Origin of the sequence: Lysinibacillus sp. HST-98, assembly GCF_016757845.1 — a bacterium.
GTDB lineage: Bacteria > Bacillota > Bacilli > Bacillales_A > Planococcaceae > Lysinibacillus > Lysinibacillus capsici.
Window position 1 is genome coordinate 972467 of record NZ_JAENHX010000001.1, and the last position, 16254, is coordinate 988720.

The following is a 16254-nucleotide window of genomic DNA, read 5'->3' on the forward strand; positions in this document are numbered from 1 at the left end:
ATTCCTGTACACACGCCGCCAAGCATGAAAGGAATGGACAAGGTGAAATTATATAAATCAACAAAAGAACCTGAAATATATCACTATTTCAATGCAAATAAAGAAAAGCTATGGATGTTTAGGCATAAGTATTATGATGCTGCTAATAAACGGAGAGAAAAGAAGAAAAGTGGCTTTAAAACAGAAAAAGCAGCATTGAAAGCCCTGTTGGAAGTCAAGGCTCAAACGCTGCGCGGTGAAACAAAGTATATTGAAAATGATAACCTAACTGTTGGCCAATGGCTAGATATTTGGTATGAATCCAATCAAAAGAAATGGAAAGTAACCTCACGTAAACAACGTGAAATGGCTATCCGTTTACAAATGAAGCCATTAGTTGGACATTTCAAGCTGCAACAACTTACGAAAGCTATCTATCAAAAGCATTATATTAATGAGCTAGAAAAGACATATAAGCCAAGTACAGTTAGATTGCTCCACAATTTATTTAAAATTGCTATCAACGCTGCAGTAGAAGAAGAAATTTTACTTCGAAATCGTTTTACCAAAATTGCATTTGATGAAACAGCGAACGTTTCCAATAAAGCAGATGAAAATTATCTAACTCCTGAGGAATTAGGCCTGTTTTTAAAAACTGCTAAGGAAACAGAAAACATTACAAATTATACTTTCCTTCTATTGATCGCCTATACAGGTATTCGTAGAGGTGAAGCATGCGGACTTCAATGGAAAAATATCGACTTTAAAAATAATACAATTACTATTGAACGTACTCGAGATCAAAAAGGGACACGTCCCCCTAAAACTAAAAATAGCCTACGTACGATTAAAGTTGAAAAGTCTGTACTTGCACAACTAGAGAAATACCATACATGGTGTAAAGCCACTCTTTTTGCTTTCGGAAAGAAAATTAAAGATACAAGTTATATATTCGTCTCCTATCAAACAGGTGAACCAATTTCGGATTCTGGACTACTTTATATGACTAGACGTGTGGTAGAAAAAGCAAGTCTATCTGAAATCACACTTCATGGATTACGCCATACACACTGTACCGTATTATTAAATAAAGGTGTCAATGTGAAAGTAATTGCCGAACGTTTAGGAAATACACCAGCAATGATTTATGAAGTATATGGACATGTATTAAAAGAACTCGAAGAAGAAACAGTTCAGATTTTCAGTGATAGTATTGGGGCTAATTCTGGGGCTAAAAATTAAATATGTACCGTAAACCATTGATGTTAATGCATTTTCTAGGTGAGTTGTATTCTACTCTCGTTAATCAAATGATGCTAATAAAAGCCCTGAAATCCCTTGTATACCAAGGCTTCAGGGCTTTTTTTCAACGTTTAATCGTCATGATCCTATTTTCTATGAACAATCAATTAGAACCTACGTTTTTTCCGCTTTTAATCATTAGCGCAAAAACTAATCCAGTACCAAGTATTGTAGCAAGTAGGAGGAAGGCTACAGTAAAGCTACCAAATTGTATGAAATAAACAGATATGAACGGTGCAACACTTGTTCCAGCAAATAAAATTACCGTGTACATAGAAACTGCAATCCCTCCCATATTCCAACCAAACTGACTAACAAGCGTTACTAATGAAGGAACAGCAAGTGCAATCCCACCAACAAATAAAATACTACAGATTGTTAAACCAGCTATAGTTGAAATAAAGCTCATCGCGGTCAGTGCAATAATCGAAAGAGTTAAGGCCATTTTCAGTACAAACAGCACATTAAAACGCTTTGCTATTTTCCCCGCAAATGGTGACATAACCATCCCCACTATCCCAAAGATACGAATGTAAATAAGGTTCTGACTTTTCATACCAAAGAAATCACTCGTTAAATAAGCCCCTAAAATAATGTACATACTGACAAATGACATTAATAATACAAACGCAATGATATAACTAAAAATCAAATTTCTATTGGTGAAAATAATACCAATTCTCTTCAAAGGAGCCCATATATTTTTAGTTTCATTCTGAATCATTCCCTTCGGTAAGATCCACATGACTAACAAAGCAGTCATAACATACACTACAGCAAGTACATAAAAGATGACGTGCCAATGACTATGATCGCCTACATATCCACTAAACACCTGACCAACTATACCCGCTACAAGAAATCCCGTACTGATAAAACCTACTGCCCCAACTTTTCGATCATTTGGAAAAACCTCAAGAGTATAGGCAAGTGCTACTGGTGAAAATGTTGCTGCCGCAAGCCCCTGTAATCCTCTCAATAGAAGGATAAAAGAAAAGTCATTAATTAAACCTAGAAGTAACGTTATTCCGCTTAATGAAAAAAGCCCAAATACAATGATATTTTTACGACCATATTTTTCTGATATCGCACCATAGAAAAAACACCCTAGTGCAAATCCAAGTGAAAAAACACTAGATGTAAAACCCGCTTTAGTCAATGAAATATGAAAATAATCACTGAATACACTTATCAGAGGTATTGTTAAATAGAGACTCGACATCACTACCATACCTGTCCAGGATAAAATAGTTGTCATTAAAGCATAATTTGCTCGATTTCCTGAAATTAGAATGTTCATTACATACATCACCCTTTTAGTTCGATTAACTTATAGTTAGATAATCTAATTAAATGATTAAAAATTAAACTGTACCAACATAGCTACAGTTTAACGTTCCACCTTTAATTTTCTTTGTATAGATTTTAATAATTTACTCACTAGCTTTTCAAATACTTTTCGTTCATCAGGGTCCAAAGCAATTAAATTAGAAGCACATGACGACCAATAAGTCGGTAACACTTTCGTTATAAAAGCACGACCTTCATCCGTTAAACTTACATAGACCTTCCTCCGATCTTCTTTACTATGATTCCGTACAACAAGATTTCTCTTTTCTAGCCAATCAAGCATTGACGTTGCTGATGCTCTCGTAATTCCTAATCGTTGAGCTAAAGCGGATGGAGTCGCTCGTCTATCTTCATGTAGAGTCAGCAATAGTAATAAGTCTAATTTACTTTCCGTAATGCCAAAAGGAGCTAACTCATTGTCTGCTACATCCAGCACATAATCACTTAACCATAACAACATTAATCCCAGCTTGGCATCTTCTCGATTTGTATCACTTGAAGAAGACATTTGAATCAGTTCCATATACGGCTCTACCCCTAATACAGGTAAATCATCTTCATGTGTGTACGTTTTCTTACTTTTTGTCATTACAATCACCTTTTAATTAGATTATCTAACTATCAACTATTCTAACTATAAATTTAATCCAACGCAAGAATTTTTATATTCACTGATTTCTTCAAAATGATGCACTACTTTTTTAGCGCAGACGCATTGCCCAGATTATTATAACCAACAATAATTTTTTCTCTTATATTGTGACATTTTTATGTACTTTAAAATAGCAATTACATAGTTTCAATATAACATAATCACTACCTTTATATTAAAAACAAAATATCAGTTATTTACTATTCATTAGATCAGATCATCTAAATAGAACTGTTTTCCAAAAAATATAATTTACTTTCATAGTAAAATATTTTTAAAACCTTATTAAATTCAATATTCTACTACAAAACAACATTCCGGCCCTTCTTTCATCCCCTTAACTTTTTTGTAAAATAATAACACGAAAAAAATTAACAATTTTAATAAAAATACGAGTTGAACTTTTACAAAAAATAGAATACGATGAATTGCGAAAGGTGGTTCACCATCATTCAAGCAATAATAATTTTTTAAAAGGGGTTGGAAATATGTCAGACGTTCTAAAGCAATTTGTTATGCCGAAAACAAACTTATTTGGACCTGGAGCAATTCAAGAAGTTGGTAAACGCTTAAATGATTTAGAAGTGAAAAAGACATTAATCGTAACAGATGAGGGCCTACACAAATTAGGTCTCTCAGAACAAATTGCAAACATCATTACAGCTGCTGGAATTGATGTAGCAATTTTCCCTAAAGCAGAACCAAATCCAACAGATCAAAACATTGAAGATGGTATTTCCGTGTATCATGCGGAAAACTGCGATTCTATTGTTTCTCTTGGAGGAGGCAGCGCACACGATGCAGCAAAAGGTATCGGACTTATTGCTTCGAATGGTGGACGCATTCATGATTATGAAGGCGTTGACAAATCACAAAATCCACTTGTGCCATTAATTGCAATTAATACAACTGCTGGTACTGCCAGTGAAATGACTCGTTTCACTATTATCACGGATACAGCACGCAAAGTAAAAATGGCCATTGTTGATAAGCACGTGACACCGTTACTTTCTATAAACGATCCTGAATTAATGATTGGTTTACCTCCTGCTCTTACGGCAGCTACTGGGGTTGATGCACTAACACATGCTATTGAATCATTCGTTTCTACGAATGCTACACCAATCACGGACGCATGTGCTGAAAAGGTCCTTCAACTAATCCCTGAATATTTACCTCGTGCCTATGCAAATGGAGCTGATATAGAAGCTCGTGAACAAATGGTATATGCACAATTTTTAGCGGGAATGGCCTTTAATAATGCATCACTTGGCTATGTTCATGCAATTGCTCATCAATTGGGTGGTTTCTATAACCTACCGCATGGCGTGTGCAACGCAATTTTATTACCACACGTTTGTCGATTTAATGTCACAGCACGTACAGAGCGCTTTGCTCGTATCGCTGAGTTATTAGGAGAAAATGTAGAAGGTTTAAGTAAGCGCGACGCCGCTGAAAAGGCTATTACAGCTATTGAGAAGTTATCACAAGATTTAAATATTCCTAGCGGCTTCCGTGAATTAGGTGCAAAAGATGAGGATATTGAGATCTTAGCAAAAAATGCATTGTTAGATGTGTGTGCTGAGACGAATCCTCGTAAAGCAACACTAGAGGATATCAAACAAATCATCACAAATGCAATGGGTCCTATTGTGAAAAAAGAAGAGTCACTCGAGGCAGTTGCCCTCTCTTAATCGATGGTTTCCTATAAACCTATACAAAGGGTGGAGAAAACAAATGTTTTCTCCCCTTTTTTATGGGCTCGATACACACACGTTGTCTATCACGGGAACTCTCGCTATACTTTTCTTAAAAAGAATAGGAGAAAACAATATGCGTTTAATTTCAATTTGTCCTAGCAATACAGAATTAGTCGCCTATTTAGGGCTGACAGACCAGCTCGTTGGAGTTGATGATTATTCCGATTGGCCATCATCGGTTAAAGATCTACCACAGCTTGGGCCTGATTTATCAATTAACATGGAGGCATTAGAGGCACTACAGCCTGATCTTGTTCTGGCTTCCTTGAGTGTACCTGGTATGGAAAAAAACATTGAGGCACTAAAAGAAAGAAATATTCCTCATATTATTTTTAATGCAAACTCATTAGAAGAAATTGCGCAAGATCTTCTGACACTAGGGAAAGCTTGTCAAGTAGAGGAACAAGCAAAGACAATTGCTGAAGAGTACATGCATTCCATCGGAAAAATGTATTCCATTGCACAAACAATTCCGAAGAAACCTACCCTCTATTGGGAATGGTGGCCAAACCCTATTTTCACTCCTGGGAAAATAAATTGGCTAACAGAAATTAGCGCTCTTGCTGGTGGCACTAATCTATTTCAAGATGTTGAGCTTGCTAGTGTTCAAACAGATTGGACAGATGTTGTTAAACGCCAGCCTGACTATATCATGATGGCTTGGGTTGGCGTAGCCTTTGAGCGTATCCAACCTGCTAATTTATTAAAACGTCCATATGCCAAAGAGCTACATGCCGTTCAATCGGAACAGCTTCATGTAATGGAAGAATGGCTGTATTGTCGTCCTTCTCCACGACTTATTGAAGGTGCTATAAAGCTTGGAAAAATACTGCATCCTAAAGAATATGAACAAATAAAACTTCCGAGTTTCTTATGATTAAAAAACCACATCCAACTTTTTTGGGGATGTGGTTTTGCAAATAGAAATTAGATAAATTTCACCATATGATATTTTTTCTTACCTCTACGGACAATACTAAATGCATCCTCTAAACGATCCTTCGCATCGACTACATATTCTAAATCCGTTACCTTTTCACCGTTTACACTAATTGCACCATTTGATACATCTTCACGTGCTTGACGTTTGGAAGAGGAAATGCCTGCCTCCACAAGTAGGTCCACAATGTTTTTATCATCTTTAGCCATTTCAATAGAAGGAACATCTTTAAAAGCATCCTTCATTTCTTCAGCTGAAAGTGCTTTTAGATCTCCTGAGAACAAAGCAGCTGTAATACGGATGGCTTGCTCTAATGCCTCTTGACCATGTATTAAACGAGTCATTTCTTCAGCTAGTGCCTTTTGTGCCTTACGTAAATGTGGCTCCTCCTCTACAGATACGGCTAAAGCTTCAATTTCTTCACGAGATAGGAACGTGAAGATTTTTAAGTATTTTATGACATCTGCATCAGCTGCATTGATCCAGAATTGGTAGAACTCATATGGAGATGTTTTCTTACTATCGAGCCAAACAGCACCACCTGCTGTTTTACCAAACTTTGTGCCATCTGCCTTTGTTACTAATGGAATCGTAATTCCAAAGGCTTTCGTTTCTTCTTCGTGTGTTTTACGAATAACCTCTAACCCTGTTGTAATATTACCCCATTGGTCAGAGCCACCTACTTGAATACGGCAATTGTAGTGATTGTATAAATGATTGTAATCAATACCTTGAATTAACGTATAGGCAAACTCTGTAAATGAGATTCCTGTATCAAGACGAGAAGCAATCGTATCTTTTGCTAACATGTAGTTTACGTTAATTAATTTCCCATAATCACGTAAAAATTCAATTGTGTTTATATTACCAATCCAGTCACGATTGTTCACAAGCTGCGCACCATTGCCATCTTCTGCAAATTCGAAAATACGTTCTAATTGACTACGGATTCCTTGAACGTTTTTATCGATTTGCTCTACTGTCTGTAATTGACGCTCTTCTGAACGGCCAGACGGGTCACCGATCATCCCTGTTGCACCACCAACAAGTAAAATTGGACGGTGGCCTGCTTTTTGGAATCGACGAAGTGTTAACAATGGAACAATATGTCCAATATGCATGGAGTCAGCTGTTGGATCTACCCCACAGTATAAAGATACGGATTGTTCATTTAATAATTTTGCCATGCCTTCCGCATCTGTTTGTTGGTATAGCAAACCACGCCATTCTAAATCTTGTAATAATTCGTTTGTCATGTTCATTCCTCCTAAAATGGTTAAATTCGTTACGTGCATGGACATGTTTAAATAAAAAAAGTCCCTACACGCAAACAATTGCATGCAGGGACGTTAAGTTGCAAACTAACGCGGTACCACCCAGCTTGAAGATGTCATCCACCTTCCACTTCATTCAGCCGCCTTTATCGCAGGCGCGCACGTCTAAGCTCCAAGTACGTAATTCGTCTCTACATTATGACCAGTTTCCACCAACCACTGGCTCTCTAAACAGGGAATATAGACACTACTGCAAACTCTTCATCACCAGAAAACTATAAACATAATTTTATACGATTCTTTTTCAAAGTCAATAACTATGTTCGTGCTAAAACAATATGTGCTATAATAGACAAGATTTTAGGAGGTCGATACATTGAAAGATTGGATTGAAAAAATCAATGCAAAGATCGATGAATTACTTGAACAAAAATGGATGAAGAAATTACGTATTTCAGGTAGTGTTACCTGGAACTTATTTTTACTATTTTTAGTCTTTGCATTGGTTGGCACTGTATTTGTCGGTTCAGTTGGAGCTGGTTATTTTGCTTCACTTGTCAAAGAAGAGCCATTACGCTCAAAACAAGAGTTAAGGGATCAAATTTTTAGCTATGAAGAAACCAGTGAGATTTATTTTGCCAACGATATTTATATTGGAAAATTAAGGACAGATTTAGATCGACGTGAAACTTCGCTTAGCAATGTTGCACCAGAGGTCGTGAATGCTGTTCTGGCAACAGAAGATGAATATTTCCGAGAGCATAACGGAATTGTTCCTAAAGCGGTTGTTCGTGGGTTATTACAAGATGTCACAAATTCTGCAACGCAGACAGGTGGTTCTACACTTACCCAGCAGCTTATTAAAAACCAAGTACTAACTAATGAAGTATCATACGAGCGTAAAGCTAAGGAAATTTTACTGGCGATGCGTTTAGAACATTTTATGACGAAGGAAGAAATATTAGAGGCTTATTTAAATATCATTCCATATGGTCGTAACTCTTCAGGACGAAATATTGCAGGTGTTGAAACAGCTGCGGAAGGAATTTTTGGCGTAAAAGCAAAAGAATTGTCTCTTCCTCAAGCTGCGTACATAGCTGGGATTCCACAGGCACCATTTGCTTATACACCATTTACAAATACAGGTGAACTGAAAAGTGAAGAAGCTTTGAAACCAGGTATTGATCGTATGAAAACAGTACTTTATCGTATGAAAGAAGCTGGTTATATTGATGATGCACAGTATAATGAAGCGTTAAACTATGATATTGCTGCAGATTTCCGTGGACCAGAAATGCGCGCGGAGGATCGTTATCCTTGGTTGACTTATGAGCTTGAAGCTCGTGCAAAAGATATTATTGCTGAAAAACTAGCAAAAGATGATGGGATTGACCCAGAGCGCTTAAAGTCAGAAAAGAAATTAAAGGATAAATATACGATTTTAGCAGATCGTGATGTTCGTTCAAAAGGCTATCGTATTTATTCAACCATTAATAAGGATATGTATGATGCGATGCAAAAAGCAGCAAAAGACTTCCAGTATTATGGTCATACGTATACTGGTAAAGGGAAAGACCCTGTTACTGGTGAAGAAATTAATATTGAGATGCCAGTACAAGTAGGTAGTATTTTAATAGAAAATACGACAGGTCGCATTTTAAGCTTTGTTGGTGGTCGAGACTTTAAAACCACTCAAGTAAACCATGCAACACAAGCTTATCGTTCTAACGGTTCTACAATGAAACCATTACTTGTTTATGGACCTGCCATTGAGTATGGCGTAATCGGTGCCGGTAGCCCATTAGTTGACGTGAAATTCTCAGTCGGTTCTTGGAGTCCAAGTAACTATATTACGAGTGATGAGCGAGGTCTTATCCCAGCACGTGAAGCTTTAGCAGATTCTCAAAACATTTCAGCACTACGTTTATATAATGATATTATTAGTAGACGCCCTGCAGATTTGTTAGTAAAAATGGGATTCTCAAAATTACATCCTGATGATTTTACTAACCTAGCAACTGGGATCGGCGCTTTAAGAGAAGGAACTACTGTTGAAGAAAATACAAATGCCTTTGCTACCTTTGCAAATGGTGGCCAATTCATTGACGCTTATATGATTGATCGAATTGAAGACCAAGAAGGAAATATTGTTTACCAACATGAAATAGAACCTGTTCAAGTATTTAGCCCAGAAACATCTTATATCGTGACAGATATGTTACGTGATGTTCTCACTAAAGGAACAGGGACAATGGCACGAAATACATTAAAGTTCTCTTCTGATTTCGCTGCAAAAACAGGGACTTCTCAAGAATATAAAGATGTTTGGTTAGTTGGTTATAACCCTAATGTATCTCTTGGTGTTTGGATGGGTTACGATCAACCTCGTACACTTTATGCATTTAACAACACCTATTTACAGCCAAGCGTTCGGGTGAATAAGCTATGGGGTACTTTAATGAATGCCGTTTACGATGCGGACCCTCAGCTAATTGACCCACCAACAAGTTTTAAGGCGCCTAAAAATGTTGTGACTGCGTCATTCTGTGGCATTTCCGGCATGGCCCCTTCTGCAGCTTGTGCTAGCGCAGGTCTTGTACGCTCAGATTTATTTAATGCGAAAGTATTTTTACCCTCACAACCTGATGATAGCTTAGCCTCTTCAAGTGTTGTGACGATTAAAGGAAAAACTTATAATGCGTTGCCAAATACACCAGCCGAGTTTGTAAAAGCAGGTGGCGCAGGCATTAATCAAGACTTTATTAAACGAATGTTAGGTAGACTTGGCGGGAACCCTGCTAGTCTGTTACCAAAGAATTCTACATTGTCGAATTCATCTGTATCAGCTGTTGATTTCCCAGCAGATGGTAGCCCTCCAGCAGCTGTCTCAGCTTCAGTAAATGGCTCTACATTATCATGGTCAGAGTCATCGAATGATGTTGTTGGTTATCGTATCTACAACGTTACGAATGGCGGTAATACACTTGTAACGTCCGTACTAGAGTCAACACAAAGCATTACGGTTGCTAGTGGACAAGCTTATGTAGTGGTCGCTGTAGATATTACAGGTTTAACATCACCACACTCCAATGTTGTGTCTACTGGCGGTAGTGAAAACGAACCTGACCCAGAGGAAAACGACCAAGAACCAATACCACCTACAACGCCACCTACTAATGGCAATGGGAATGGGTCGGGGAGTAACGGCAATGGATCCAATAACGGGAACGGCTCTGGTAATAACGGCAATGGCTCCAATAACGGTGATGGTTCTGGTAACAACGGCAATGGATCCAATAATGGAAATGGGTCCGGAAGCAATGGTGATGGTTCTGGTAACCCTGGAGATGACACAAACGGAGGAGACAATGGTAATACCACTACTCCAACTGAAACGTCAAAGCGCTAATCTATTATGCCTTAGCAAGCATTTGTAGTAAATAATCAATTAAACAGACTTACTGCATATTCCTTATGAATTGTAGTAAGTCTGTTTTTTTGTCATTATTAAGAGGACTACTATTTTGAAGGGGTGAAAATATATGAACATATTGATTTTAGGAGGCACGCGTTTTTTTGGAAAAAAGCTAGTTGATCTTTGTATTCAAAATGGACATAATGTAACGATTTTAACACGTGGTCAAAGTGGCAATCCCTTTGGTACACATGTTAAGCAATTAGTAGCAAATCGTAATGATCGTGATGCTTTAGAACAGGCACTAGCCAATACAACATGGGACATTGTCTATGATAATATTTGCTATTCGCCCAACGAGGCACAAGCGATTTGCGAGATATTAAAAGGGAAAACGAAAAAGCTGGTCTTTACTTCTACTCTTTCAACATATGAGGTAGATGGTAAAATGAAAAAGGAAGAAGACTTTGATCCATACCAGTATCCAATTCGCATGGGACATCAAGAGGAATTTTCTTATGGAGAAGGAAAACGACAAGCGGAGGCAGTCTTATTCAAAGAAGCTTCATTCCCAGTCGTAGCTGTACGTTTCCCAATTGTGATGGGTGAAGATGATTATACACGACGTTTACATTTCCACGTTGAACATATTTTACAGAATCAGCCGATTACTTTACCGAACATTGATGCAAAGATGAGTTATATTACAGATGAAGAAGCAGCTGAATTTTTATACTTTGCGGGTGTTACTCCTGTTGAGGGACCATACAATGCTACCGCATCAGGGGCAATGTCTCTCAAAGAGCTAATTGCTCTAATCGAAGAAGCGAGTGGTCAGCTCGCAAAAATTTCCCTCATTGGTGGTGATGAGGAATCACAGTCTCCTTATGGGGTGCCTGCTGATTGGTATATGTCCAATGCAAAAGCAGAGAAGGCAGGATTTACGTTTAGTCAGCTTGAAGATTGGCTACCAAAATTAGTGACAACATTAGTAAAACAGCTACAGTAGCATTTATAGCGCAAAGAATCTGCTAGGTATCTAGCAGATTCTTTGTTCATTCCTAATTTCTAGGCATTTTTGCCGCTGATGCCTCACTTTCATTGCTGAAATGTATCACGGTAATATGTTCTTTAAAATAGCTACTGCTTTATCAATCTCTTGCTTTGTGACCGTTAATGGAGGCAAGAGACGAATAACTGTTGGCCCTGCCCCTACTAATAAAAGACCACTTTCTTCCGCTGCCGCGATATAAGGCGCTATTTCCGTGTCCCCACAGCCAATCCCTAACAAGAGACCCTGACCTTGAACAGTATAGCTAGAAGGTAAATGAGCCCTTAGGTGTGCCACAAAATAGGCAGATATTTCTCGTACCTGCTGTAAAAAATCCGGCTCAAACACATGATTCAAAACAGCTTGTGCCACATTCATCGCAAGAGGGTTTCCACCAAATGTTGTACCATGTGTTCCTGGACTAAATGTAGCATGAAGCTCAGCAGTTCCGAGCATTGCACCAACAGGGAAACCACCACCTAAGCCTTTTGCCAAAGTTATGATATGTGGCTTTAATACCGTTTGTTCAAATGCATAGCGTGTTCCTGTTCGTCCAATGCCCGTTTGCACTTCATCAACAATTAGTAGTATACCTTGCTCCTCACAGACTTTTGCAATAGCTGCTGCAAATTCTGCCGATACACTATTGACGCCACCCTCTCCCTGAATCATTTCTAGCATTATAGCTGCTACAGAATCATCAACGGTTGCTTCAAGTGTAGCAGCATCATTAAAGGGCAAAATCGAAAATTTTTCTACGAGTGGTCCAAAGCCATTATGTACTTTGCCTTGACCTGTTGCAGACATTGCTCCAAAGGTACGACCATGGAATGATTTTTCAAATGTAATAATATGATGTTTGCCTGTATGCTTACGAGCTAATTTAATGGCCGCTTCATTAGCCTCAGCCCCACTATTACAAAAAAAGGCATGTGAAAAGTGTGTATTAGCAATTAATTTTTCTGCCACCTTTTCCTGACCTGGTATTTCAAAAAGATTTGAAATATGCCATAGCTTTTCGCTTTGCTCTTGAAGTGCCTGTACAACTGCTGGATGGGCATGACCAAGACTCACCACAGCAATGCCACTAGTAAAATCCAAGTATTGCTTCCCTGTTGAATCCTCAACAATTGTCCCCTGACCTTTGACAATTTGTGCACGACGCTTGCCGTAATTCTCAAATAAAACACTCATGTTATCATCTCCACTATCATTTAAAATAGTTTCTTTCAACAACTATACTTCTCAAGCTATCCTATTTAGAACATTAGGAAGAAAGAAGTTCACTTGTGGCTACAATTGTTGTACCAACTAAAGTTGCGCCTACGATTTGTACAGAAGGAATCCCTGCCCGTAAACAGTCAATCGCTCCTTGTACTTTCGGAATCATTCCACCATAAATATGGCCCTGCTCTGTCCATTGATCTATAAGACTAGGTGTAGCTATTGCTTGATATTCATCTTCAATACGGATACCATTCACATCCGTCACGAGTAGTAAGCTATCTGCTCCGACGGCTAAAGCAATTTCACTAGCTACCGTATCGCCATTAATATTAAGAGCCTGACCTGCTTCGGTGGCACCTACACAGGCAATAACAGGTACGATCCCTACACCCATTAAAGCTTCCAATAAGGATGTATTGATATCTTTAATAGCTCCGACATAGCCATAAGTCTCTTGATCTAAAAAATCTACGACCATCAACTGACCATCAAAGCCATTTAATCCCATGGCTGCTATACCAGCTGTTGTTAACTCATGAACTAATGCAGTGTTCACTTGCCCTATTAGGGTCGATTGGACAACTTTAATTGCAGCCTCATTCGTGACACGTATTCCATTTAATGTATGTGATTGTATGCCTTGAGCAGCTAATTCTCGATTTATGGCTGGCCCACCTCCGTGGGTAATAATCAGCTCTACCCCACTCTCTTGTAATCTTTTAAAATTATCAAAGAAAGCCTCATTTAAACCTTCCAGTGTACTGCCCCCAAGCTTAATGACCATACGTTTATGAGCGGTATGATGCATTGATTTGGACATAGTCATATGTTAAGTCACATCCCCAAGCATGCCCCTTACCATCACCCACACCAAGAGACACATAAATTTTAACTTCATGCATTTTTAATATTTGAATTAACTCATCCTCAGAAAAAGGAATTGGTTCACCGTTTTCTACCATAGTAGCACCACCGATTTGGATGGTAATTTTATCTGGATCAACTGTTGCGCCACTATACCCTACTGCTGCAATAATACGCCCCCAGTTAGCATCACAGCCGAAAACAGCAGTCTTTACAAGTGGTGAACCAACGACTGTTTTTGCAATTTTACGTGCCTCCTCGTCTGAAATTGCACCAACAACTTCCACTTCGATAAGCTTCGTTGCTCCTTCACCATCTTTGGCAATCATTTTTGCTAAATCTTCCGCTACTGTTTGCAAAGTGTAAAAGAAATTTTGCCAATCTGGATGCTCTGGTGTTAAAGAATGATTCCCTGCCAAGCCATTAGCCAATATTACCACTGTGTCATTAGTGGATGTATCCCCATCAACTGTAATAGCGTTAAATGTTAAATTAGTAATAGTCGATAAAGCTGCTTGCAACACCTCAGATTCAATATTGGCATCTGTTGTAATAAAGCCTAGCATTGTGGCCATATTTGGTTCGATCATACCTGAACCTTTTGCTACACCTGCAATAATAACTTCCTTGCCATCCACAGTTGTACTATAGCTTGTGTTTTTCATGACGGTATCTGTTGTCAAAATAGCCTGTGCAAAGTCAATCGCACTTTCTAAATTGGCCTTTGGCTCCAACTGTAGAATACCGTTTGCTACTGGCTCTAATTTCATCATTTCTCCAATAACACCCGTCGAGCAAACTCCCACCAAATTTGGTGCAATCCCTAATTTTTCCGCAGCTAGCGCTTGCATTGTTTGGGCATCTTTTACACCTTGTTTACCTGTACAAGCATTCGCATTGCCTGAATTGACGATCATCGCTTGCATTTTCTTAGTTGCATAAACAACTTCCTTGGTAACTTTTAATGGTGCTGCTTGCACAGCGTTTGTAGTAAAAACACCCGCAACACTTGCTGGGACTTCACTTACTAAAAGGGCTAAATCCTTTTTCTTATGCTTTAAACCACAGTGTAATCCGGCTGCCTTAAAGCCTTTTGGTGAAACAATATTTTTACTTGATAATTTTTTCATTACATTCGTTGAAGTGGTAACTGTCATCCGAAATTCCTCCTTAGATTAATAAATAAGAGAAGCATACAGTTTCCTGCATGCTGTTAAATAAAGAACGGTACGACATCTAGCCCTGTCGTTTGGGGTAAGTCAAATTGCACATTCATATTTTGGATAGCTTGCCCTGCTGCTCCTTTGACAAGGTTATCAATTACACTAACAATTGTGGCGCGATTTGTACGAGAATCTACTTTCGCTAGAATGTCACAATAATTTGATCCCTTGACACGATTTGTCCCTAAACTAGATGCATCCGTAACGACTCGAACAAAAGGGTGATTCTCATAGGTTGCCTGTAAGCAAGTGATCAACTGCGACTCTGTAATTCCCTGCATTACTGGTGCATAGGATGTCGCCAAAATTCCCCTGGTCATTGGAACCAGATGCGTATTAAAAGTAACCTTTGTATCTGCTTGAGCAAACATAGAAAGTGCCTGTTCAATTTCGGGAATATGTTGATGTGTATTTACTTTATAGATTGAAAAATTCTCATTTGTCTCACTAAAATGGGTAGTTTGTGAGGGCTTATTGCCTGCTCCTGAAATGCCACTCTTTGCATCAATAACTAGAAAACTAGGATCAATTAAACGTTCTTTTACAAGTGGTAGTAAGGATAATAAAACTGCTGTTGGGTAGCAACCTGGATTAGCAACGAGTGTTGCTTGACATATAAGCTCTGCATTCCATTCTGTTAAACCATATACACTTTGTTGAACACTATGGAAAGGTGCAGCTTTTTTGCCATACCAGGTTTCATAGTTTACTAGATCTTTTAACCGAAAATCACCAGATAAGTCGATTAGCTTTGGTCCTTTCCCAACCAAAGGCGGTAATAGCTCACTTGTCACTCCAGATGGTGTACTCGTAAAAACAACATCGAATTTTTCTAAAGTGTCATACGCTATCTTTTGTAACGGTATATCAGCTATCCTAACAAGATGGCCAAATTTTGAAGAAAATTGGACACCCTCTTCCGAAGAAGTAAATAAATCAATTCGTTCCACAGCTGGATGATTATGTAAAAATCGAATAAGTTCTAGACCACCATATCCAGTTGCTCCAACAATACCTACTTTCACTGCACTCACCTCTGAAATAAGTTAAAAATAGTATACGTCTGCATATTTATTAAGTCAACTGAATTTTTATTTAATTTATTGTTTTTTGAAATAGATAATATTTCACCTACTCTCACTTCTATACTATTGTAAAACCAGAAAAAAGAAGGCAAGAATCCTTTCGCCCACCGAATGAATCCCTGCCTTCTTTTT

Annotated in this window: 12 protein-coding genes and 1 other annotated feature; of the genes, 5 read left to right on the top strand and 7 right to left on the bottom strand. The window is 38.3% G+C overall.

Features of this window, described 5'->3' with window-relative positions; all coding sequences use genetic code 11:
- Positions 1-42 precede the first annotated feature (42 nt).
- Entirely contained in the window at positions 43-1221 is a 1179-nt protein-coding gene (locus JIN86_RS04885; RefSeq protein ID WP_483306272.1) for a tyrosine-type recombinase/integrase, read from the top strand.
- 163 nt (positions 1222-1384) lie between these two features.
- Here the strand turns inward: JIN86_RS04885 and JIN86_RS04890 are convergent, their stop codons facing one another.
- Complete coding sequence (locus tag JIN86_RS04890; RefSeq protein ID WP_202341358.1) at positions 1385-2581, bottom strand: MFS transporter; 1197 nt, start codon at positions 2579-2581, stop codon at positions 1385-1387.
- Between the two features lie 90 nt (positions 2582-2671).
- Complete coding sequence (locus JIN86_RS04895; protein WP_202341359.1) at positions 2672-3220, bottom strand: MarR family winged helix-turn-helix transcriptional regulator; 549 nt, start codon at positions 3218-3220, stop codon at positions 2672-2674.
- Positions 3221-3771: 551 nt separating this feature from the next.
- Here JIN86_RS04895 and JIN86_RS04900 point away from each other — a divergent pair.
- Together JIN86_RS04900 and JIN86_RS04905 are read left to right on the top strand one after the other, a co-directional pair.
- Complete coding sequence (locus tag JIN86_RS04900; RefSeq protein WP_004226138.1) at positions 3772-4977, top strand: iron-containing alcohol dehydrogenase; 1206 nt, start codon at positions 3772-3774, stop codon at positions 4975-4977.
- A gap of 139 nt (positions 4978-5116) precedes the next feature.
- Positions 5117-5920 carry a cobalamin-binding protein gene (locus tag JIN86_RS04905; protein ID WP_004226135.1) on the top strand — a complete coding sequence of 268 codons (804 nt, stop codon included), beginning with the start codon at positions 5117-5119 and terminating at the stop codon, positions 5918-5920.
- Between the two features lie 50 nt (positions 5921-5970).
- Here the strand turns inward: JIN86_RS04905 and tyrS are convergent, their stop codons facing one another.
- Positions 5971-7239, bottom strand: a complete 1269-nt coding sequence (gene tyrS, locus JIN86_RS04910; protein ID WP_004226134.1) for a tyrosine--tRNA ligase — start codon at positions 7237-7239, stop codon at positions 5971-5973.
- Positions 7240-7322: 83 nt separating this feature from the next.
- Positions 7323-7531, bottom strand: a binding site (T-box leader).
- A gap of 102 nt (positions 7532-7633) precedes the next feature.
- On the opposite strand from tyrS, the gene JIN86_RS04915 reads away from it, so the two are divergent.
- Entirely contained in the window at positions 7634-10666 is a 3033-nt protein-coding gene (locus tag JIN86_RS04915; protein ID WP_202341360.1) for a transglycosylase domain-containing protein, read from the top strand.
- A 133-nt stretch (positions 10667-10799) separates the two neighbouring features.
- Entirely contained in the window at positions 10800-11681 is an 882-nt protein-coding gene (locus tag JIN86_RS04920) for an NAD-dependent epimerase/dehydratase family protein (protein ID WP_202341361.1), read from the top strand.
- 105 nt (positions 11682-11786) lie between these two features.
- Here JIN86_RS04920 and JIN86_RS04925 read toward each other — a convergent pair whose 3' ends face one another.
- The 4 genes from JIN86_RS04925 to argC form a co-directional block, all read right to left on the bottom strand.
- Positions 11787-12917 (bottom strand): acetylornithine transaminase, encoded by a 1131-nt coding sequence (locus JIN86_RS04925; RefSeq protein ID WP_009371412.1) that lies wholly within the window; start codon positions 12915-12917, stop codon positions 11787-11789.
- Between the two features lie 73 nt (positions 12918-12990).
- On the bottom strand, positions 12991-13776 hold the full coding sequence (gene argB, locus JIN86_RS04930) for an acetylglutamate kinase (protein ID WP_004226126.1): 786 nt from the start codon (positions 13774-13776) through the stop codon (positions 12991-12993).
- Positions 13739-14971: a bifunctional glutamate N-acetyltransferase/amino-acid acetyltransferase ArgJ gene (gene argJ, locus JIN86_RS04935; RefSeq protein WP_202341362.1), complete on the bottom strand. Its 1233-nt coding sequence runs from the start codon at positions 14969-14971 to the stop codon at positions 13739-13741. Before argJ ends, argB begins: the two co-directional genes overlap by 38 nt.
- 56 nt (positions 14972-15027) lie before the next feature.
- Complete coding sequence (gene argC / locus JIN86_RS04940; RefSeq protein WP_202341363.1) at positions 15028-16062, bottom strand: N-acetyl-gamma-glutamyl-phosphate reductase; 1035 nt, start codon at positions 16060-16062, stop codon at positions 15028-15030.
- Between the last annotated feature and the right edge of the window lie 192 nt (positions 16063-16254).

Coding starts and splice junctions, on each gene's coding strand:
- JIN86_RS04925 (WP_009371412.1), bottom strand. CDS start 12,917: ATGAGTGTTTTATTTGAGAATTACGGCAAGCGTCGTGCACAAATTGTC.
- JIN86_RS04890 (WP_202341358.1), bottom strand. CDS start 2,581: ATGAACATTCTAATTTCAGGAAATCGAGCAAATTATGCTTTAATGACA.
- JIN86_RS04900 (WP_004226138.1), top strand. CDS start 3,772: ATGTCAGACGTTCTAAAGCAATTTGTTATGCCGAAAACAAACTTATTT.
- argJ (WP_202341362.1), bottom strand. CDS start 14,971: ATGACAGTTACCACTTCAACGAATGTAATGAAAAAATTATCAAGTAAA.
- tyrS (WP_004226134.1), bottom strand. CDS start 7,239: ATGACAAACGAATTATTACAAGATTTAGAATGGCGTGGTTTGCTATAC.
- JIN86_RS04920 (WP_202341361.1), top strand. CDS start 10,800: ATGAACATATTGATTTTAGGAGGCACGCGTTTTTTTGGAAAAAAGCTA.
- argB (WP_004226126.1), bottom strand. CDS start 13,776: ATGACTATGTCCAAATCAATGCATCATACCGCTCATAAACGTATGGTC.
- JIN86_RS04905 (WP_004226135.1), top strand. CDS start 5,117: ATGCGTTTAATTTCAATTTGTCCTAGCAATACAGAATTAGTCGCCTAT.
- JIN86_RS04895 (WP_202341359.1), bottom strand. CDS start 3,220: ATGACAAAAAGTAAGAAAACGTACACACATGAAGATGATTTACCTGTA.